Here is a 19,754-nt window from a genome sequence, read left to right on the forward strand (position 1 = left end):
AACGTCCGGCCCACCCCGTCCGGAGTCGGCCACCCCCCGTCCGGAGGAGCTGCCATGTCACGGCGCACCCCAGGCACCACCGTCGACAGGACCACCGGGACCCTCAGATCCCTCAGGTCATCGAGGTCCCTCGACAGACTGAGAACTCCCCGCAGCGTCTTCGGGTTCCTGAAGACCGCAGCTGTATGCACGCTCATTGCCGGTCTTTTGTCGCCGCTTTCCCCGGTCTCCCCGGCGACAGAGGCCCACGCGGCCGCCGCGAACGACTACTGCGGAGCCCAGTGTTCCGACATCCTCCCGCCCGGCCAGAACGGCAACGCGACCCTCGCCCAGATCCTGCTCAACCAGGCCTTCGGCACCCAGCCCGAACACGCGGAAGACCAGCTCGGGCCCTATGCCAACCTGGCCACGGGCTACTCGGGACTCACCAACGCCACCATCAACAACTTCTTCAACGACGCCTCGTTCGGGGTCGCCGCCGACCAGGTCGCCTCGACCCTGGCCCCGGCCGGCCGCACCGACGTGACGATCGTCCGCGACAAGAAGACGGGTGTGCCGCACATCACAGGCACCACCCGTTACGGCACCGAGTTCGGCGCCGGGTACGCCGCGGCCCAGGACCGCCTCTGGCTGATGGACGTCTTCCGGCACGTCGGACGCGGCCAGCTCACGCCCTTCGCGGGCGGCGACCCCTCCAACCAGGGCCTTGAACAGGAGTTCTGGCGCCACGCCCCGTACACCGAGGCCGATCTCCAGGCCCAGATAGACAACGCGGTCGCCACCAACGGCGCCCGCGGCCAGCAGGCCCTCGCCGACGTCAACGCCTACGTCGCCGGCATCAACGCGTACATCGACGCTTCCGACAGCGGCCGTTACTTCCCCGGCGAGTACGTCCTGACCGGCTGGAAGGACTCCGTCACCAACGCGGGCACCATCCAGCACTTCAAGACCACCGACCTGGTCGCGCTGGCCTCCGTGATCGGCGCGCTCTTCGGCTCCGGCGGCGGCGGTGAGGTCAACAACGCGATCTCGCTCATGGCGGCCCAGAACAAGTACGGCGTCGTCGAGGGCACCAAGGTCTGGGAGTCGTTCCGCGAACGCAACGACCCCGAGGCCGTCCTCACCGTCCACAACGGCGAGAGCTTCCCGTACGCCACCGCACCCGCCGACCCGCAGGGCGAGGCCCTGCCCGACGCCGGCACGGTCGTCACGGAACCGCTGGTGTACGACCGTACGGGCAGCGCCGCCACCGCGACCGCGACGACCGCCTCCACCACGGCGACCGCCACCGCCCTCACCTCCGCCAAGCGCGGGATGTCCAACGCCCTGGTGGTGAGCGGGGCGAAGACCGCCAGCGGCCACCCCATCGCCGTCTTCGGCCCGCAGACCGGCTACTTCGCACCCCAGTTGCTCATGCTCCAGGAGATCCAGGGCCCGGGCCTCAGCGCGCGCGGCGCCTCCTTCGCGGGGCTGAGCATGTACGTCGAACTCGGCCGCGGCCAGGACTACGCGTGGAGCGCGACGACCTCCGGGCAGGACATCATCGACTCGTACGCGGTCGAGCTGTGCCAGGACGACGTCCACTACCTCTACCACGGCACCTGCACGGCGATGGAGAAGATCGAGCAGACCAACGCCTGGAAGCCGACCACGGCCGACGACACGGCCGCCGGCTCCTACCGCATGCAGGTCTACCGGACGAAATACGGTCCGGTGAGCCATCGGGCGACGGTCGGCGGGAAGAAGGTCGCCTACACCACCCTGCGCTCCTCCTACATGCACGAGGCCGACTCGATCATCGGCTTCCAGATGCTCAACGACCCCGACTACGTGAAGGGCCCGGCGACCTTCCAGTCGGCGGTGCAGCACATCAACTTCACCTTCAACTGGTTCTACGCCGACTCCACGCACACCGCGTACTACAACAGCGGCGACAACCCGGTGCGCGCGAGCGGAGTCGACGCCGAGTTCCCGGTCTGGGCGCAGTCGGCGTACGAGTGGCAGGGCTGGAACCCGACCACGAACACCGCCACCTACACACCGGCCTCCGCGCACCCCAACTCGGTCGACCAGGACTACTACATCTCCTGGAACAACAAACAGGCCAAGGACTACACGACCGCCCCCTGGGGCAACGGCTCCGTCCACCGCGGCAACCTCCTGGAGGACCGGGTCAAGAAACTCGTCACGGCGGGCGGCGTGACCCGGGCCCAGTTGGTGAAGGCGATGGCCGACGCCGCGCTCGCCGATCTCCGGGCCGAGGACGTGCTGCCGAAGCTGCTGCGCGTCATCAACAGCTCGACCGTCACCGACTCCACGGCAGCGGCGGCCGTCAGCAAGCTGTCCGCGTGGGTGACGGCGGGCGCCAAGCGCACGGAGACGTCCGCCGGTTCGAAGGCGTACGCCAACGCGGACGCGATCCGCATCCTGGACGCCTGGTGGCCGCTGCTGGTGCAGGCCGAGTTCGAACCGGGCCTCGGCACCGACCTCTACACCGCCATCACCACCAACCTCCCCGTCGACGAGGCCCCTTCGGCCGCACACGGCCCGACCGGCGCACACGCCGGAAGCTCCTTCCAGTACGGCTGGTGGAGCTATGTCGACAAGGACATCCGGGCGGTTCTCGGTGACTCGGTACAGGGCGGCCTCGCGCAGAAGTACTGCGGCGGCGGCACGCTCACCGGCTGCCGGGACATCCTGATCAGCACCCTGAAGACCGCGGCGGGCAAGACGGCCGCCCAGGTCTACCCCGGCGACGACCTCTGCGCGGCGGGCAACCAGTGGTGCGCCGACTCGATCGTCCAGCGCACCCTGGGAGGCATCAAGCACTACAACATCAGCTGGCAGAACCGGCCGACCTATCAGCAGGTCGTCGAGTTCACCTCACACCGGTAACAGCTGCTCCGGTGCAGGCGGCGGGTCGCATTCACTTGATACGGCCCGCCGCCAGCACCACCCGCGCCAACTCCGCGTGGCAGATGTCGCTGTGGGCTCCCACCGGACCCCCACCGTTCCTGACCACCGCCGCCGCGTCGACGCTCACGCACCCGCTCACCGGCAGCTTCGCGGGCTGGAGCGCCTCGGCGAGCGTCAACTTGACCGTGCCCGGCACCGCCTGGACGCCGTCGTGGCCCATCGCGCCCCACTTGGGACCCAGCGTCTTCGCGACACTGAACCCCGCGAACGACCGGTCGGCGCCGAGCAACCCCTGGCTCTCGCCCGCCATGCGCGAGGCCAGCGGATAGAACGTACTGAGTGCTCCGTCGTGCTGGGAGTAGCAGCACACCAAGGGGCCGTCGATACGGCTCTGCCTGCCCCGCAACGCGCCCCCGGCGCCCGTGTCGTGGGGCAGCTTCTCCGCGAACGCGTAGTGGGAGAAGGCCCCTTGGAGGAGCGTCACCGACTTCACCGTGCCGACCTCCTCGGGCAGCCCGCGCAGCGCGAACGACACCAGCCGGGCGCCGAAACTGTGCCCGACGAGATGCACCCGCACCCCGGGCGCCGCCTCGGCGAGCCGCCCGAGCACCGGCCCGAGACCCCGCTCACCGACGGTTCCGGCCCGCCGTTTCATCGCGTAGTACGTGGCCTGCCGCAACAGCTCCTGTGCGCCCTTCCACGGGTTGGGCAGCGCGAACTCGGCGACAGCGCCCGGGGATTCGTGACCCGCGAGAGTCCGGGCGAACTCCTCGCAGACCGCCGCCGTGCTGCCCGCGAACATCTCGGGGACGCCCTCCGGCTCGCCGTCCCCGAGGAGATCCGCCGCGAACCCCGCCTGCGGCGCGTCCGGCGGCACCTCGACGAGCAGCCGCACCAGCCCGCCGAACTCCTCCAAGGCCCGCTCGTCGTCCGGCTGTTGGTCCAGCAGACGGGCGATCTGCTCGACGACCGTGGCCCGCCCCGGGAAGGTCTCGAGCAGGGCGTGCCGGGTGTCCTTGTCGAGACCGGGCCGGCCGGTCGCCGCCGTTGCGGCAGCCGTGGCGGTGGCGGTGGCGGTCATGGACTGCGGGAAGTCGGGGATCGGCTCGTCAGTGAAGCGCATCGACGGCCAGACCACACCCACGTAGCCGATCCTGGCCGTCGAGGGCGCGAGCGAGGGGATCGGCGCGAAGAACCTGCTGTACAGCTCGGTCGCCATGGACCGGTCGTTGTTCCAGCCGTGCGCGAAGACGACGAGGTCACGCACCTGAAGCGGGTTCACCTCCGCGATCAGCCGGTCCCGTTTGCGCCCGTCGGTGTCGCCGTCCGCGTCGAAGGTCAGCTCCCAGTAGGGAGAAACACTCATTTCCGGATCCGCCATGACAGTTCCCGTCCCCCGTGGTGTGTCGTGATGTGGGGCGTATCGTCCCGCTAACAGGGGGTGTTGGCCATACGTCACGGCTCACTTATAAGCAAGGTATTTCCTACGCACGTTCCGGAAGGCCGCCAACTCCTCCTGCCAGCCCGCCACGACCTCGTCGGTATCGGCGCCCGCGTCGATCATCGTGCGCACCAGAGTGGATCCGGTGAGCTTGTCGATCCAGTTGTCGGAGCGCCAAGCGAAGCCGCTCCAGACCTTCTTGGCGGTCACCAGCAACGCGACTCCGGTGCGCACCGGGTCGTACGCCGCCCGGTCGTGCACATGGATCTGTACGCCCCCGATGGTCTTCCCCTGGAACTTGGAGAAGGTCGGTGCGAAGTACGCCTCCCTGAAGTGCACCCCGGGCAGGCCCAGTCGCTCCGCCGCGAGGGCCCACCGCCGGTCGATGCCCTCGGCGCCGAGCAGTTCGAACGGGCGGGTCGTGCCGCGCCCCTCCGACAGGTTCGTCCCCTCCAAGAGACACGTCCCGGAGTAGACGAGGGCGGTGTCGGGCGTCGGCATGTTCGGGCTCGGCGGCACCCAGGGCAGCCCGGACGCGTCGTAGAACTCCGACCGCTTCCACCCCGACATCAGTACGGTGTCCAGCTCCACCGGGGCCGTCAGGAACTCCTTGTTGAACAGCCGTGCCAGCTCCGCCACCGTCATTCCGTGCGCCTGTGCGATCGGCTGCCGTCCGACGAACGTCGCGAACTCCTTGTGCAGCACGGGCCCCTGGGCGGACCGCCCGGTCACCGGGTTCGGCCGGTCCAGCACGAGGAAGGGCTTGCCGGCGAGTTGGGCCGCCTCCATGCAGTCGTACAGCGTCCAGATGTACGTGTAGAAGCGGGCGCCCACGTCCTGGATGTCGAAGACGACGGTGTCCACGCCGGAGGCGGTGAAGATGTCGGCGAGCGGTCGGCCGCTCTTGAGGTACGTGTCGTAGACGGGGAGCCCGGTCGCGGGGTCGTCGTAGCGGCCCTCGGAGCCGCCTGCCTGGGCGGTGCCGCGGAAGCCGTGCTCCGGGCCGAAGACGGCGGTCAGGTTGACTGCGTCGTCCGTGTGCATGACGTCGACGATGTGGTGTACGTCTTTGGTTACGCCGGTGGGGTTGGTGACGATGCCGACTTTTTTGCCTTTGAGGGGGGCGTAGTCGGTTGCGGCCAGGTTTTCGAAGCCGGTGCGGAGTTTTTGGGGGCGGTGTTTGGGGGGTGCGGCGGCGCTGCATGCCGGTAGGGAGGCTGCGGTGGCTGTGGTGAGTAGGCCGCGTCTGGACAGGGGCATGGGGGTTCCCTCCGTGAGCGGGTACGGCTGGCATGGGCACCGTAGGGGGTGGTGAGGGTTGTTCGGAAGCCGCCGGCCGGTGGGGGCTTGTCGCGCAGTTCCCCGCGCCCCTAGGTATCTCCCGTCACCCTTCCTTGCTACATACCGACCGGTTAGTCTGGGCGTGCTTGGAGCCGTGTCGTGTCGAAGGAGACCGATTGTGGGTGTCGTTCAGGGTGCCGGGGTGGTTGTCACCGGAGCTGGAGGCGGGATCGGGGCCGCTCTGGCCCGGCGGTTCGCTGCTGAAGGGGCCCGGGTTGTCGTCAATGACCTGGACGCCGACAAGGCGGGGGCCGTCGCCGACGAGATAGGTGGGATCGCCGTTCCCGGGGACGCCTCCGGGATTGTCGCCGAAGCCCGTGCCGCTCTCGGCGGGACCGTGGACGTCTACTGTGCCAACGCCGGGCTCGCCTCGGGTGGGTCCGAGGCGGCCGACGAGAAGGTCTGGGCGCTTGCCTGGGACGTGAATGTGATGGCGCATGTAAGGGCCGCCCACGAACTGCTGCCGGAGTGGCTGGAGCGAGGGAGCGGGCGGTTCGTCTCCACCGTGTCCGCCGCCGGGCTGCTCACCATGATCGGCGCGGCGCCCTACAGCGTGACCAAGCACGGTGCGTACGCCTTCGCCGAGTGGCTGTCCCTGACGTACCGCCACCGTGGGCTCAAAGTGCACGCCATCTGCCCGCAGGGCGTCCGTACGGACATGCTGGCCGGGACCGGCAGCGCGGGCGATCTGGTGCTCGCGCCGACCGCGATCGAGCCCGAGACGGTCGCGGACGCGCTGTTCAAGGGGATCGACGAGGACCGGTTCCTGATCCTGCCGCACCCCGAGGTCGCCGAGTACTACCAGGCGCGGGCCGCCGATCCCGACCGCTGGCTGACGAACATGAACCACATCCAGCAGAAGTGGGAGGCCACCCGGTGACCGACTCCGACTCCCGTTACGGTGCGCAGCCCTGGCTGGGGCTCCTCGACGACGTCCAGCGTGGGCCCGTCAGTCCCGACGACTCGCTCGTGCACGCGCTCCGCCGGACCGCAGCCGAGGTCCCGGACCGTACGCTCCTCGCCTACTTCGACGGGCGGCTCAGCCACCGTGAGGTCGACGAGCTGAGCGACTCCGTCGCCGGGTATCTCGTCACAAGGGGGCTGGAGCGCGGGGACCGGGTCGCCGTTCTGCTCCAGAACTCGCCGCTGTTCGTGCTCGCGGTGCTGGGGGCCTGGAAGGCGGGCGCGACCGTCGTTCCCGTCAACCCGATGTACAAGTCGGGGGAGGTGACGCACGTCCTGCGGGACGGTGAGGTGGCCGCGCTGATCTGCTCCGACCGGGCCTGGGAGTCGTATCTGAGGGAGACGGCCGCGGACTCCTCGGTGCGGATCGTGCTCACGGGGTGCGAGCTGGACTTCCAGAGCCGTGGGGACGCGCGCGTGCTCGCGTTCGAGCGGCTGCCGCAGGCCCCGGACGCCGAGGACCTGACGGCCGTCGCGCGGTACGGGCACCAGGCGCCGGACGGGCGTGACCCGCTCCCCGCCGACATCGCGCTGATCAGCTACACCTCCGGCACGAGCGGCACCCCCAAGGGGGCCACCAACACGCACGGCAACATCATGTACAACGCGGAACGGCAGCGGACGGGTCTCGCGCTGCCCGAGGCGCCCGTCTACTTCGCGATGGCGCCCCTGTTCCACATCACCGGCATGGTCTGTCAGCTCGGCGCGAGTCTGAACAGCGCGGGCACGCTCGTGCTCGCCTACCGCTTCGAGCCCGGGGTCGTCCTGGACGCGTTCGCCGAGCACCGCCCCCACTACACGGTCGGCCCGTCCACGGCCTTCATGGCCCTGGCCGCGCACCCTGACGTCACCCCGGACCACTTCGCCTCCTTCCGGAACATCTCCTCCGGCGGCGCCCCGCTGCCACCCGCCCTCGTGGAGAAGTTCCGGGCCGGCTTCGGCCCGTACATCCGCAACGGCTACGGCCTCACCGAGTGCACCGCGCCCTGCGCCTCCGTACCGCCCGCCCACGAGGCCCCCGTCGACCCGGTCTCCGGCACCCTCGCCGTGGGCGTGCCGGGCCCCGACACCGTCGTACGCATCGTCGACGACCAGGGCGCCGAGGTTCCCTTCGGGGAGCAGGGCGAGATCCTCGTACGCGGGCCGCAGGTCGTTCCCGGCTACTGGCGGCTCCCTGAGGCCACCGCGGAGACCTTCCCGGAGGGGGAGCTGCGGACCGGTGACATCGGGTTCATGGACGAGCAGGGGTGGCTGTACGTCGTCGACCGGAAGAAGGACATGATCAACGCGTCCGGCTTCAAGGTGTGGCCGCGTGAGGTCGAGGACGTCCTGTACACCCATCCGGCGGTACGGGAGGCGGCGGTCGTCGGGGTGCCCGACGGGTACCGCGGGGAGACCGTGAAGGCATACATCAGCCTCCGTCCGGGCAGCGAGGGGGACCCCGACGCGCTGGCCGCGTACTGCAAGGAGAGACTGGCCGCCTACAAATACCCGCGGCAGGTGGAGATCCTGCCCGACCTGCCGAAGACGGCGACTGGAAAGATCCTCCGTCGGGAACTGCGTTCCCGTAGGCAGAACGAGCAGTGACGAACGGAAAAGCAGGAGGCGGCACAGTGCCCAGGACGACCGACGGAGACGGTACGCCCGTCCCGCAGCGGCTGCTGGCCGCCGCTACTCGGCTCTTCGCCGAGCAGGGCTACGACCGCACCTCCGTGCAGGAGATCGTCGAGGCGGCCGGCGTCACCAAAGGGGCGCTGTACCACTACTTCGGGTCCAAGGACGACCTCCTGCACGAGGTGTACGCGCGCGTGCTGCGGGTGCAGCAGGAGCGGCTGGACGCCTTCTCGACCTCCGACGAGCCGATCGAGAAGCGGCTGCGCGGCGCCGCCGCGGACGTCGTCGTCACCACGATCGAGAACCTCGACGACGCGATGATCTTCTTCCGTTCCATGCACCACCTGAGCCCGGAGAAGAACAAGCAGGTGCGCGCCGAGCGCCGCCGCTACCACGAGCAGTTCCGCGCGCTCGTCGAGGAGGGCCAGGAGACCGGCGTCTTCTCGACGGCCACCCCGGCGGACCTGGTCGTGGACTACCACTTCGGCTCGGTCCACCACCTGTCCACCTGGTACCGCCCCGACGGCCCGATGAGCCCGCAGGAGGTCGCCGACCACCTGGCCGACCTCCTCCTGAGAGCCCTGCGGCCCTAGGCCTCCCGGGTGTCCTGAGCGGGGCCCAGCCCTGCCTCCCGTGCCCAGGCCGCCGCCTGGGCGCGGTCGGTGACGCCCAGCTTCGCCAGGACCGCCGACATGTGGTTGCTGACCGTCTTGGGGGAGAGTCCGAGCCGGGTGGCCACCACCCCGTTGGGCTGTCCGTCGGCGATCAGTGTCAGCACGTCGCGCTCGCGCGGGGTGAGCGTCGGGCACGGATCGGGCTGCGGCAGCGGCCTGCCGAGCTGCCCGAGGACCCTCCGGGCCACCCCGGGACCGAAGATCGCCTCCCCGGCGGCCACCGCGCGGATGGCCCGGACGATCTCGTCCTGCCCGGCGCCCTTGAGCACATAGCCCCGGGCACCGGCCCGCATCGCCGCGAACACCGAGTCGTCGTCCTCGACCATGGTGAGCATCAGCACGGCCACGGAAGGCGCCGCCCGGCCGATCTCCCGGGTCGCGTCGATGCCGTTGAGATCCGGCATGCGGATGTCCATCACCACGACGTGCGGCCGCAGCGTCACCGCGGCACGCACCGCCTCCCGCCCGCTCGCCGCGACCCCGACGACCCGCACGGCGGGGCTGCCCTCCCGGACGGACTCCAGCAGCGCCGAGAGCCCGGTGCGTACGACGGGGTGGTCGTCGGCGAGGACGACCCGCAGCCCGTCACCCGCCTCGTGCGGGTCCCGCGGGCCCGGTGCGTTCGTCATGACGTCGTCCCTCCCAGCGGCAGCAGCGCCACCACCCGCCCGTGCCCCGCCACGCAGTTGCCCCCCAGCTCGGCCGCCCGCTCCTGCATGGAGGTGATGCCCACCCCGGGCTGCCAGGCCGTCTCCTCCCCGACCGGCGAGCCGTCGTCGCACACCTCCAGGCGCAGCCCGTCGCCGATCTCGATGCGCAGGTCCACGTTCGAGGCCCGCGCGTGCCGGGCCGCGTTGGTGAGCGCCTCGGTGGCGATCCGGTACGCCGCGACCTCGACGGCGGCCGGCAGCGGGGGCAGCCGCTCCGGGGCCTGCACGCGAACACTCACCCGGCTGCCGTCGGCCCGCCACGACAGCCGCGCCGAACGCTCCCGCAGCGCGCCGAGGAGCCCCAGCTGGTCCAGGTCCGGCGGACGCAGCCCGTCCACCAGCCGCCGTACCTCCACGACCGCCCCGCCGATCTCCGTGCGCAGCCCGGCGAGCAGCCCGGCCGCCCGCTCCGGGTCGAAGTCCCACAGATTGCCCACCGCGTCGGCCTGGAAGGCGACCCCGGCGAGCGTCGGACCGAGCCCGTCGTGCAGGTCCCGGCGGATCCGCCGCCGCTCCTCCTCGCGCGCGGCGACGATCCGCTCCCGCGACTGCTGCAACTGCCGTGACAGATCGGTCGCGTGCAACGCTGCCGCCAGCGGTACGGCGAGCAGCTCCAGCACCGCCAGATCCGCGGGCGCCGGCTGCTGCTCGCCGGGGCGCAGCCCGACCACCAGCTCGCCCACGCACCGCCCGTCGTAGTCGAGGGGCACGGTGTGCGTGTGCCGGTCCGGGGCGCCCCAGTCCGCGCCCGCCTCCCCCGACTTCGGGACGACCTGGACGTACGGCAGCCGCAGCGCCTCGCCCACCGCCTCCGGCACCGCCGCCATCCCGGTCCCGGCCAGCCGCTCGCCGATACGGGAGACCGCCCGCACGGGGTCGTGCCGGTCGCCGTACAGCGCCCGGTCGACCATGCGCTGGAGCAGCCGCCGGGTCGGTTCGAAGCCGACGGCGAGACCGACCGTGACCAGGGCGGGGGCGACCAGTTCGGGCAGCGGCGCGAGCAGCGACTGCACGAAGGTGACGAGACCGGCGTACGCGGCGATCACCCCGAGCGTCAGCACCCCGTACAGCAGGCTGCGGGAGATCACGACCCGGATGTCGAGCAGCTCGTGCCGGAGCACGGCGATCGCGATCGCGACCGGGACGAACAGGGTGAGGTACGAGGTGTAGAGCGCCGGCAGGCCGAAGATCTGGAGCACCACGCTCAGCGCCAGCGGGACCGTCCCGGTGATCAGCCACAGCAGCCGCCGCCGGTCCTGCTCCCCGCCGCGCCGGTAGCGCAGCGACAGCAGGGTGAACAGGGCGGCCAGCACGAGGCAGGCCTTGGCGGTCTCGGCGTTCTGGAGGGCCGGGAGCCACCCGTCCGGCACCGGGATGTACGACGGCTGGGCCGCGGTGCCGTGGAACAGCCCCCAGTCGCTGCGCCCCAGCACGGTGAGGGAGACGGGCAGGCACACGATCTGCGCGATCAGCACCCAGCGCCAACGGTGGCTGGGCAGCCGCCCGTCGGGGAACAGGAAGAACGCGAACGCCAGTGCCGTCTCACTGCCGACGACCCAGGTGTGGCGCCCGATCGTGGTGAGCGCGTGCAGCACCTCGGGCGACCAGCCCGCCCGTGTCCCCGCGACGCCGAGCCCGATCGACAGCCCCGTGAACGCGTGGCCCAGTCCGTACAGGGTCAGCAGCCAGCCCAGCGGATTGCGCGGCCGGTGCAGTGCGATGACCGTGCCGCACGCGGGGTAGGCCACCCCGACGACCAGGTCGATGACCATGTCGTAGCGGACCAGTTCGCCCGCGGGTACCTGGGACACCCACAACGCCACGCAGCCCACGGCGACTTGACCCACCGCCAGCGCCAGCAGGGCGTACGCCGTCAGCGCCTGCCGCCGGGTTCGCCCTTTGCTGTCCTCCATGGCGGCCATCGTCCCGGTTCGCGCACCCGGGTGTCATGGGAACCGTTCCCGGTCCACCCGGGAGAACTTCCGGGCGCCGCCCGGCCGGCACCCCTCAACTCCCGGCCCCCGCACCGGCGATGCTCGTGGCAGCGGAACGGCGGAAGCGCCGCCGGACCGAGCACCGACGGGGGAGAAGAACCATGTCTGCACTGAACCGGCGCGTGACCGGCGCCGTACTGGGCGCACTGCTCGCACTCGGCGGCACCGCGGCCGCGCCCGCCACGGCGGCCGGAGAGTCCGGGGCAGCCGCGTGCGGCCCGGTGGACGAGTCGCACATCCAGGCGCGCTGGACCGCGCTGGGCGGCCAGAACAGCGCGCTCGGCTGCCCGGTCGGCGACCTCTACGACATCTACGTCGGCGGCGTGAAGAAGGGCGAGCGGCAGTTCTTCCAGTACGGCAGCATGACCCACTCACCCGCCCAGGGGCCGGACATGGTGGTCTCCGCGTGGGAGCGGCGTGAGTACGCGTACTTCAACTGGGGCACCACCTCGCCGTACCACTACGACGTCTTCCTCTACCGCTGGACCAGCCCTGCCGACGCCAACGGCGAACAGCGCCGGACCAGCGGGGGCACCTCGGGGCAGATCCGTGTGCTGCGGGAGACCACCGGTGCCTACAAGTTCAAGGTCGAGGGCTGCGACGACGGCACCTTCGGACTGACCTGCCGCCAGGGCTGGACGCTCACCGCACCCAGCCACGGATGACCACCGCCACGGGGGACGAGGGCCGGTGCGGGCGTGGGGGACGCCCGCACCGGCCCTCCGACATGCCCCGGGCTACAGGTACTTCTTCAACTCCCGCCGCGCCAGCGACCGCTGGTGCACCTCGTCGGGTCCGTCCGCGATCATCAGCGTCCGGGCGCCGGCGTACAGCTCGGCCAGCGGGAAGTCCTGGCTGACGCCGCCCGCGCCGTGCAGCTGGATCGCCCGGTCGATGATGTCGACGACCGCACGCGGTGTGGCGATCTTGATGGACTGGATCTCGGTGTGGGCGCCCCTGTTGCCGACGGTGTCCATCATCCAGGCCGTCTTCAGGACCAGCAGCCGCAGCTGCTCGACGGTCACGCGCGCGTCGGCGATCCAGTTGTGCACCACGCCCTGCTGGGCCAGCGCCTTGCCGAACGCCGTACGGGACACCGCCCGGCGGCACATCAGCTCGATCGCCCGCTCCGCCATGCCGATCAGCCGCATGCAGTGGTGGATCCGGCCGGGGCCGAGCCGGGCCTGGGCGATGGCGAAGCCGCCGCCCTCCTCGCCGATCAGGTTCGCCGCCGGCACGCGCGCGTAGTCGAAGATCACCTCGGCGTGGCCGCCGTGGTAGTGGTCCTCGTAGCCGAAGACCCGCATCGCGCGCCTGACCGTGACACCCGGGGTGTCACGGGGGACCAGGATCATCGACTGCTGGCGGCGGATGTCCGCGCCGTCCGGGTCCGTCTTGCCCATCACGATGAAGATCTTGCAGTCCGGGTTCATCGCCCCGGAGATGTACCACTTGCGGCCGGTGACGACATACTCGTCGCCGTCCTTCTCGATGAGCGTGGTGACGTTCGTGGCGTCCGAGGAGGCCACCTCCGGCTCGGTCATCGCGAACGCCGAGCGGATCTCACCGGCGAGGAGCGGCTCCAGCCACTGCTTCTTCTGCTGCTCGTCCCCGAACTGGGTGAGCACCTCCATGTTGCCGGTGTCCGGCGCCGCGCAGTTCAGCGCGGTGGGCGCCAACTGCGGGGAGCGGCCGGTGATCTCGGCGAGCGGCGCGTACTGGAGGTTGGTCAGCCCGGCGCCGTACGCGGAGTCGGGCAGGAAGAGGTTCCACAGGCCCTGCCTGCGTGCCTCGGCCTTCAACTCCTCGACCACGGCCGGGGTGTCCCACGGGGAGGCCAGCCGCGCGCGCTGCTCCTCCGCGACGGCCTCGGCCGGGTAGACGTACTCGTCCATGAAGGCGAGCAGCTTGGCACGCAGTTCCTCGGTGCGTGCGTCGAACGCGAAGTCCATGGCGGATCAGCCTTCCTGAAGGGTGGTCAGGCCGTGCGAGATGAAGACGGGGACGAGGTCGCCGATGCGGTCGAAGCCCGCGCCGACCGTCTGGCCCAGGGTGTAGCGGTAGTGGATGCCCTCCAGGATCACGGCGAGCTTGAACCAGGCGAACGCCGTGTACCAGGACACCTGCGAGACGTCCCGGCCCGAGCGCGCCGCGTACCGTTCGATCAGCTCGGCCGGGGACGGGTGTCCGGCGGCCTCGGCGGTCGTGGAGACGGGGGAGTCGGGCGAGCCCAGCGGGATGCTGTACATCACCAGCAGGCCCAGGTCGGTGAGCGGGTCGCCGAGCGTCGACATCTCCCAGTCCAGGATCGCCGTGATCCGGTCGTCCTCGCCGCCGATGAGGACGTTGTCCAGGCGGTAGTCGCCGTGCACGATCGCCGGGGCGGGGGAGCGGGGCAGCGCGCGGCCGAGGGCCGCCTGCAACTCGTCGATGCCGGCCAGCTCGCGGTTGCGGGAGGCGTCCAACTGCTTGCCCCAGCGCCGCAGTTGGCGGTCGAGGAAGCCCTCGGGGCGGCCGAAGTCGGCGAGGCCCACCTCGGCGGGGTCCACCGCGTGCAGTTCGACGAGGGTGTCCACCAGCGACAGCACCACGTCCCGGGTCCGCCCGGGGCCGATCGGGGCGAGCTGCTCGGCCGTACGGTACGGCGTGCCCGGCACGAACTCCATGACGTAGAACGGCGCTCCGGGCGCCGCCCCGTTCTCGGGGTCCTCGCACAGCAGCACCGGACGCGGCACCGGCACGGCGGTCGGATGCAGGGCGCTGATCACCCGGTGCTCGCGCCGCATGTCGTGCGCGGTGGCCAGGACATGGCCCAGCGGGGGCCGGCGTACGACCCATCGGGAGGTGCCGTCGGTGACCGCGTAGGTGAGGTTCGACCGGCCGCCCTCGATCAGCCGGCCGGTCAGGGGGCCGTGCACGAGTCCGGGGCGCTCGCTGTCGAGCAGGCCGCGCAGCCGGCCGAGATCGAGACCTGGCAGGTCGTCCGAGGGCATCATTGCTCCTACGCGTACGGGAACGGGACCTGAATCATGATGCCGACCGGTCGGTATGTCGTCCAGTGGGTGGACGAAAAGTGACCGGCGTCTCGCTTCCAGTGTGGGGAAGGAGACGCCGGCCGGGTAGGGCGGGGTCGAGCCGAGGGTGGCCGGAAAACCGTCAGTGATCGTCCCAGTGGTCCTGGTGCGCCGCGTGCCGGTGGCCGTCGTGCAGGTAGTCGATGTGGTCGCCGTGCTGGACGGTGGGGTGCCCGCAGCCGTCCCCGTGCACATGGTGGTGGGCGTCGTGCTCCACATGCCCGCCGGGCTCGCACTCGTCCCAGTGGCCGCTGTGCGCCCGGTGCAGGTGGCCGTCGTGCGCGTAGTCGACGTGGTCGCCGTGCGGCACCTCGGTGTGGCCGCAGTCGGGGCCGTGGCGGTGCTCGTGGGTCGGGTGTTCCTGGTGAAGGGTGGGGGTGCTCATGGAATCCATATATATCCGGCCATTCGACTTGCGTCGTGTCCGCGCACGCCGGAATGTCGAACATTAGGAAAGCGGAGGGTCAGACATATGAAAGCCATTACCTACAGCCGGTACGGCGGTGCCGACGTCCTGGAGTACACGGAGGACGCCCCGGACCCCAAGGTCGGGCCCGACTCCGTGCTGATCAAGGTGCGGGCGGCGTCGGTCAACCCCGTGGACTGGAAGTGCCGCGAGGGCTACCTCGACGGCCTCCTGGACGCCGTCTTCCCGGTCGTCCCGGGGTGGGACGTCTCCGGCGTCGTGGTCCGTCCGGGTGCCGCAGTCTCCGAGTACGCCGTCGGTGACGAGGTCATCGGCTACGTACGCGAGGACTTCCTCTCGCGAGGCACCTTCGCCGAGTACGTGGCCGCCCCGGTGCGCACCCTCGCCCGCAAGCCCCGCAACCTCTCCTTCGAGGAGGCGGCCGGGCTGCCGCTGGTCGGGCTCACCGCCTACCAGGTGCTCTCCAAGGTGCTCCGCGTCCGCACCGGCGAGACCGTCCTCGTGCACGCGGCGGCGGGCGGGGTGGGCTCCGTCGCCGTCCAGCTGGCCCGCCGCCACCTGGGCGCGGCCCATGTCATCGGCACGGCGAGCGTCCACAACCACGACTTCGTGCGGGAACTGGGCGGCGATCCGGTGACGTACGGCGAGGGCATGGCCGAGCGGGTGCGGAAGCTGGCGCCGGGGGGTGTCGACGCGGTGTTCGACACGGTCGGCGGGGACACGTTGCGGGACTCGGTGTCGTTGTTGGTGCCCGGGGGGCGGCTGGTGTCGATCGCGGACCCGGAGGTCGTCGGGCTCGGCGGCACGTATTACTTCGTACGTCCCGATGCGGTGGACCTTCAGCACTTGTCCGAACTGGCTGAACACCGTGTGTTCTCGCTGCATGTGTCCGACACGTTTCCGCTGGAGCGGGCGGCGGAGGCGCATCGGTTGAACGCGGAGGGGAGGACTCGGGGCAAGATTGTGGTGACCGTGGACTGGGGGTAGTTCTCTGGGCGCGGGCCCGGTGGGGGCTGGTCGCGCAGTTCCCCGCGCCCCTAGGGGGCGCACGGTAGTGACCCTCAGTTATAGGAGCAGGGCTGCTCCGCATACCGCCAAGGCGATCGCGCACAGCGTCGCGGCCGTCGCGTGCCGGGCGGACAGTGCCTGAGGACCGTCCTCGTCCGTCGTCGAGAGTGACTGGATGCGGCGGTGGGCGATTGCCAGGAAGGCCAGCCACAGTGCGCCGCACACCGTGCACACGGCGATTCCGGCCGCCGACGGGCCGCCGTGCAGTGCCGTCTTTCCGGCCAGTACGGCCGCGACGGTGCTCGACAGGGTCGTACGGCGCCAGGCCAGGCGGGTTCGCTCCGGCTGAAGCCCGGGATCCCGTACCGCGCTCGCCCCTGCCTCGCTCACCCGTCGCCCCTGACCAGCACCACGACCACCATCGCGAGCGCGACCACGGCTACCGCGAGGCTCAGCAGTGCCGGGAAGCGGGAGACCGGGAGGTCGTCGCCGCGGCGCATCGCCCGCTCGCAGCGCACCCAGTGGTTGACGGCCCGGAGCGAGCACAGCACGCCCGCCGCCAGCAGGGCGAGTGCCAGTCCCACGCGCCAGCCCCAGCGCAGGTCGGGCAGGAACTGGTCCACGGCGAAGCCGCCGCCGATCAGGGCGAGCGCGGTGCGCAGCCAGGCCAGGAAGGTGCGTTCGTTGGCCAGGGAGAAGCGGTAGTCGGGGGTGCGGCCCTCCTCGGCGATCTCCTGGGGGGCGAACCACAGGCGGACGTTCCGTGCGAAATCGATCACGTGCACGACCTTACGGGGTGCCCGGTGACCGGAACGCCTTGAGGCGCTCGTACGCCGCCAGACCGTCCGGCACCCACTCCCACTGCCCCTCGCCCAGTCGCCGCTCCACCTCGTCCTCCGGCAGGAACGCGTGCCAGGCGACCTCCTCCGCCTGGGGGTGGACGGGCAGGTCGCAGCGGACCTCGTAGACGGCCGACCACCAGCTCTGACCGGCGCCGTTGTCGTACAGGAACTTGAACAGGGGCTCGGGGCGGGGCAGGCCCGTGACGCCGAGTTCCTCCTCGGCCTCCCTCAGGGCCGCGCCGTCGTACGACTCGCCCGCGCCCACGACCCCGCCGACGAACATGTCGTACAGGGAGGGGAAGACCAGCTTGGTGGGGGTGCGGCGGTGGACGAAGATCCGGCCCTGGGCGTCCCTGGCCTGGATGAACACGCAGCGGTGACGCAGACCGCGCGCGTATGCCTCGCCTCGTGGGTACTGGCCGACGACCTCGTCGTTCTCGTCGACGATGTCGAGGATCTCGTCAGCGGGATTGCTCTCGGCTGAGCGAGGGCTCTTCTCGGGGGGAGTGCTCATGTCTGCCATCCAAGCCCATCGCCTCCTGCGCGCAGCCGCTCGGCATGGCCGGGTGGAGGCCGAGGAGGACGATGCCCACGACCACCGCCGCGAGGCCCGCCGCCTCCCACGCCAGTGCTCCGGGGTCGGTGCGCAGCTGGTCGCCGAGGAAGCCGACGCCGCAGATGATGCCGGCCAGGGGCTGGGCCGCCGTGAGGGCGGGCAGGGACATGCGCAGGGGTGCGGTCTCGAAGGCGCTCTGGACCAGGATCAGGCCGGTGAGGCCGAGCAGCAGTACGCCGTACGGCTGCCAGCCGGTGAGGAGGTGGGTCAGGCCGCCCTCCGAGAAGCGCTGGCCGCTGACCCGGGTCAGGGCGTCCTGGACGCCGTACAGCAGGCCCGCGGCCAGGGCCAGCAGGACCGGGCCCGCGCTGAGGCGGGAGCGTTTCGCGTACGTCGTGAGGAGCAGGGCGGCGCCCAGCATCGCGCCGATGATCAACCAGTGCCGGAACGGGTCGGTGATGGCGGTGCCGCCGCGCGGTTCGCCCGCCACGATGAACGCCGTCACACCGCCCGCGAGGAGCAGCAGGCCCGCCCAGCCCTGGCGGCCCAGCGGCTGCTTCGTCTGCTTGCGGGAGAGGGCGAGCGCGAAGAGCAGGTTCGTCGCGAGCAGCGGCTCCACCAGGGACACCTCGCCCTGGCTCAGCGCGATCGCGCCCAGCACCATGCCCGCCACCATCAGGCCGATGCCGCCGAGCCAGCGAGGCACCCGCATCAGGTCCAGGAGCAGCCGCGGGGAGAGGAAGTCGCTCAGGGGTGCCTGCCGGGCCACGTTCTGCTGGAGCACGAATCCGAGGCCCAGGCAGCACGCGGCGCTCACGGCGAGAATCAGAACCAGGACGGACACGCGGGGTACCTCGATGACGGGGCGGACGGCGGGGTGTGGTAAAGGCCGACTGTAGCCGCCCTCGCGCGGTCCTGCCCCGGGGATGTGACGGAATCGTGGCGTAGCGAGAGTCACGTCCTCGCCCCGGACGGTGGTCTTGTCGCGACTTAACGTCATCTTTGCGGTGCTGTGGCGCGGTGGTGTGTACCAGGGCTTGTCGACCGTCAGGTCAACTGTCCTATACATGTGGGTAGTTGACACGTGTAGTGGACGAATTCGGCCTTGACGTGAAGCATTCGTGGAGGGTTTGCTGTCCGTGATCAATCGATGGCAATCGGCGGTGGCAATCGGTCGATGGCCATCAGCAGACCGCGTCGTGTGAGGAAGTTCCCCGCGGTGTCTCCACCTCCACCACCTCTGGGCCGGGGCCGTAGGCGTGCCGCCCAGGCCTTCGACGCGGCGCTCGACGACGCCGAGCTCGTCGTCGCGCGCTCGGCGCTGGCCCAGGGGCGCTGGCAGGCCGTCCGTGCGCTGCTCGCCGACACCGGCGACGACTGGGACCGCCGGGGGCACCGGGTCACCGTCCTCGCCCTGGAGTCCGGCACCGCCGCCTGGGCCCGCGACTGGCTGCTGGCCGAACCGGACTCCGCCGACGCCGCCGTCCTGCTCGCCGCGGCCACCGTCCAGCGCGCCCTCGCGGGCAAGGACAAGCCCGTCAAGGCCCGCGACGCCTGCCACGCCGCCGCCGTGCTCGCTCCCGCCGACCCCACCCCCTGGCTCGGGCTGCTCCAGCTGGAGCGGAACGTGGGCGCCGAGGAGACCGTCGTGCAGCTCTTCGACGAGGTCCGGCACCGCTACCCGGACCACCACCACGCCCACCATCTGATGGTCGCGCGCCTCGCCGAACGCCGTACGGCCGCCGGGCAGGACCCGCTGCACGAGGTGTACGACTTCGCCGGCTGGGCCGTCGAACAGGCGCCCGCCGACTCGCCGTTGGCGATGCTCCCGGTCGTCGCGCACGCCGAGCGCTACCGCGTTCTCGCCGGCGCCGGCCTGGAGTCCGCCGACCCCGCCTCCTCCGGGCACTGGGTCGGCCGCCGGGCCCGCCAGGTCATGAAGGCCGCCTTCGACTGGTGGCTGGAGTGGGAGCGCGACGACCATCCGCGCCGTCTGATCGACCTCAACTTCCTTGCCCACGCCAAGTCCTGCGAGGGCCGGACGGCCGAGGCCGCCGCCCTGTTCCACCGGATCGGCACACACCAGACCCCGATCCCCTGGTCCTACCCGGACCGCGACCCGCACACCGCCTTCCGTGCCGCCCGCGACAGCGCGCTCGGCACGGCGTAACGCAGCACAACTGAAATTTCCGTA

18 protein-coding genes are annotated in these 19,754 nt (G+C 71.0%); 7 read left to right on the plus strand and 11 right to left on the minus strand.

Annotated features, from left to right (window positions below):
- The first annotated feature begins 54 nt into the window (after nt 1-54).
- Nucleotides 55-2,895, plus strand: coding sequence for a penicillin acylase family protein (locus OG787_RS39510; RefSeq protein WP_405538472.1), 2,841 nt, complete (start codon nt 55-57; stop codon nt 2,893-2,895).
- A 31-nt stretch (nt 2,896-2,926) separates the two neighbouring features.
- On the opposite strand, the gene OG787_RS39515 is transcribed toward OG787_RS39510, so the two are convergent.
- The gene (locus OG787_RS39515) at nt 2,927-4,297 is read right to left on the minus strand and encodes a serine-threonine protein kinase (RefSeq protein ID WP_405538474.1); all 1,371 of its coding nucleotides are present in this window, start codon (nt 4,295-4,297) and stop codon (nt 2,927-2,929) included.
- Nucleotides 4,298-4,378: 81 nt separating this feature from the next.
- Nucleotides 4,379-5,617, minus strand: coding sequence for an exo-beta-N-acetylmuramidase NamZ domain-containing protein (locus OG787_RS39520; protein ID WP_405538475.1), 1,239 nt, complete (start codon nt 5,615-5,617; stop codon nt 4,379-4,381).
- A 196-nt stretch (nt 5,618-5,813) separates the two neighbouring features.
- Between OG787_RS39520 and OG787_RS39525 the strand changes: the two genes are divergently transcribed.
- Genes OG787_RS39525 through OG787_RS39535 form a run of 3 tightly spaced genes read left to right on the plus strand, consistent with a single transcriptional unit; the run spans nt 5,814 to nt 8,868 of the window.
- A complete protein-coding gene (locus OG787_RS39525) occupies nt 5,814-6,578 on the plus strand; it encodes an SDR family oxidoreductase (protein WP_369034761.1) in 765 nt (254 codons plus the stop codon).
- Entirely contained in the window at nt 6,575-8,248 is a 1,674-nt protein-coding gene (locus tag OG787_RS39530) for a class I adenylate-forming enzyme family protein (protein WP_405538477.1), read from the plus strand. The genes OG787_RS39525 and OG787_RS39530 overlap by 4 nt, the downstream gene beginning before the upstream one ends.
- A gap of 26 nt (nt 8,249-8,274) precedes the next feature.
- Nucleotides 8,275-8,868, plus strand: coding sequence for a TetR/AcrR family transcriptional regulator (locus OG787_RS39535; RefSeq protein ID WP_369034749.1), 594 nt, complete (start codon nt 8,275-8,277; stop codon nt 8,866-8,868).
- On the opposite strand, the gene OG787_RS39540 is transcribed toward OG787_RS39535, so the two are convergent.
- Both OG787_RS39540 and OG787_RS39545 read right to left on the minus strand, forming a co-directional pair.
- Complete coding sequence (locus OG787_RS39540; RefSeq protein ID WP_405538478.1) at nt 8,865-9,578, minus strand: response regulator; 714 nt, start codon at nt 9,576-9,578, stop codon at nt 8,865-8,867. The genes OG787_RS39535 and OG787_RS39540 overlap by 4 nt on opposite strands.
- Nucleotides 9,575-11,572 carry a histidine kinase gene (locus OG787_RS39545; protein WP_405538479.1) on the minus strand — a complete coding sequence of 666 codons (1,998 nt, stop codon included), beginning with the start codon at nt 11,570-11,572 and terminating at the stop codon, nt 9,575-9,577. The genes OG787_RS39540 and OG787_RS39545 overlap by 4 nt, the downstream gene beginning before the upstream one ends.
- Before the next feature lie 182 nt (nt 11,573-11,754).
- Here OG787_RS39545 and OG787_RS39550 point away from each other — a divergent pair, with 182 nt between their 5' ends.
- The gene (locus OG787_RS39550; protein ID WP_405538480.1) at nt 11,755-12,318 is read left to right on the plus strand and encodes a hypothetical protein; all 564 of its coding nucleotides are present in this window, start codon (nt 11,755-11,757) and stop codon (nt 12,316-12,318) included.
- A gap of 72 nt (nt 12,319-12,390) precedes the next feature.
- On the opposite strand, the gene OG787_RS39555 is transcribed toward OG787_RS39550, so the two are convergent.
- The 3 genes from OG787_RS39555 to OG787_RS39565 form a co-directional block, all read right to left on the minus strand.
- Complete coding sequence (locus OG787_RS39555; protein ID WP_405538481.1) at nt 12,391-13,605, minus strand: acyl-CoA dehydrogenase family protein; 1,215 nt, start codon at nt 13,603-13,605, stop codon at nt 12,391-12,393.
- 6 nt (nt 13,606-13,611) lie between these two features.
- Nucleotides 13,612-14,646 carry a phosphotransferase family protein gene (locus OG787_RS39560; protein ID WP_369034744.1) on the minus strand — a complete coding sequence of 345 codons (1,035 nt, stop codon included), beginning with the start codon at nt 14,644-14,646 and terminating at the stop codon, nt 13,612-13,614.
- Nucleotides 14,647-14,809: 163 nt separating this feature from the next.
- Complete coding sequence (locus OG787_RS39565) at nt 14,810-15,112, minus strand: hypothetical protein (RefSeq protein WP_369034743.1); 303 nt, start codon at nt 15,110-15,112, stop codon at nt 14,810-14,812.
- 87 nt (nt 15,113-15,199) lie between these two features.
- Here OG787_RS39565 and OG787_RS39570 point away from each other — a divergent pair, with 87 nt between their 5' ends.
- A complete protein-coding gene (locus tag OG787_RS39570) occupies nt 15,200-16,141 on the plus strand; it encodes an NADP-dependent oxidoreductase (RefSeq protein ID WP_369034742.1) in 942 nt (313 codons plus the stop codon).
- 78 nt (nt 16,142-16,219) lie between these two features.
- On the opposite strand, the gene OG787_RS39575 is transcribed toward OG787_RS39570, so the two are convergent.
- From OG787_RS39575 to OG787_RS39590, 4 genes are read right to left on the minus strand one after another with little or no spacing between them, the layout of a single operon-like run.
- Nucleotides 16,220-16,552, minus strand: coding sequence for a DUF202 domain-containing protein (locus OG787_RS39575; protein ID WP_369034741.1), 333 nt, complete (start codon nt 16,550-16,552; stop codon nt 16,220-16,222).
- Nucleotides 16,549-16,941 carry a YidH family protein gene (locus tag OG787_RS39580; protein ID WP_369034740.1) on the minus strand — a complete coding sequence of 131 codons (393 nt, stop codon included), beginning with the start codon at nt 16,939-16,941 and terminating at the stop codon, nt 16,549-16,551. Before OG787_RS39580 ends, OG787_RS39575 begins: the two co-directional genes overlap by 4 nt.
- 10 nt (nt 16,942-16,951) lie before the next feature.
- On the minus strand, nt 16,952-17,527 hold the full coding sequence (locus OG787_RS39585; protein ID WP_405538482.1) for an NUDIX hydrolase: 576 nt from the start codon (nt 17,525-17,527) through the stop codon (nt 16,952-16,954).
- Nucleotides 17,466-18,404: a DMT family transporter gene (locus OG787_RS39590; RefSeq protein ID WP_369034738.1), complete on the minus strand. Its 939-nt coding sequence runs from the start codon at nt 18,402-18,404 to the stop codon at nt 17,466-17,468. Before OG787_RS39590 ends, OG787_RS39585 begins: the two co-directional genes overlap by 62 nt.
- A 375-nt stretch (nt 18,405-18,779) precedes the next feature.
- Here OG787_RS39590 and OG787_RS39595 point away from each other — a divergent pair, with 375 nt between their 5' ends.
- Complete coding sequence (locus OG787_RS39595) at nt 18,780-19,730, plus strand: hypothetical protein (RefSeq protein WP_405538483.1); 951 nt, start codon at nt 18,780-18,782, stop codon at nt 19,728-19,730.
- The last annotated feature ends 24 nt before the right edge of the window (nt 19,731-19,754 follow it).

Origin of the sequence: Streptomyces sp. NBC_00075 (genome assembly GCF_045041225.1) — a bacterium.
Lineage (GTDB): Bacteria > Actinomycetota > Actinomycetes > Streptomycetales > Streptomycetaceae > Streptomyces > Streptomyces adonidis.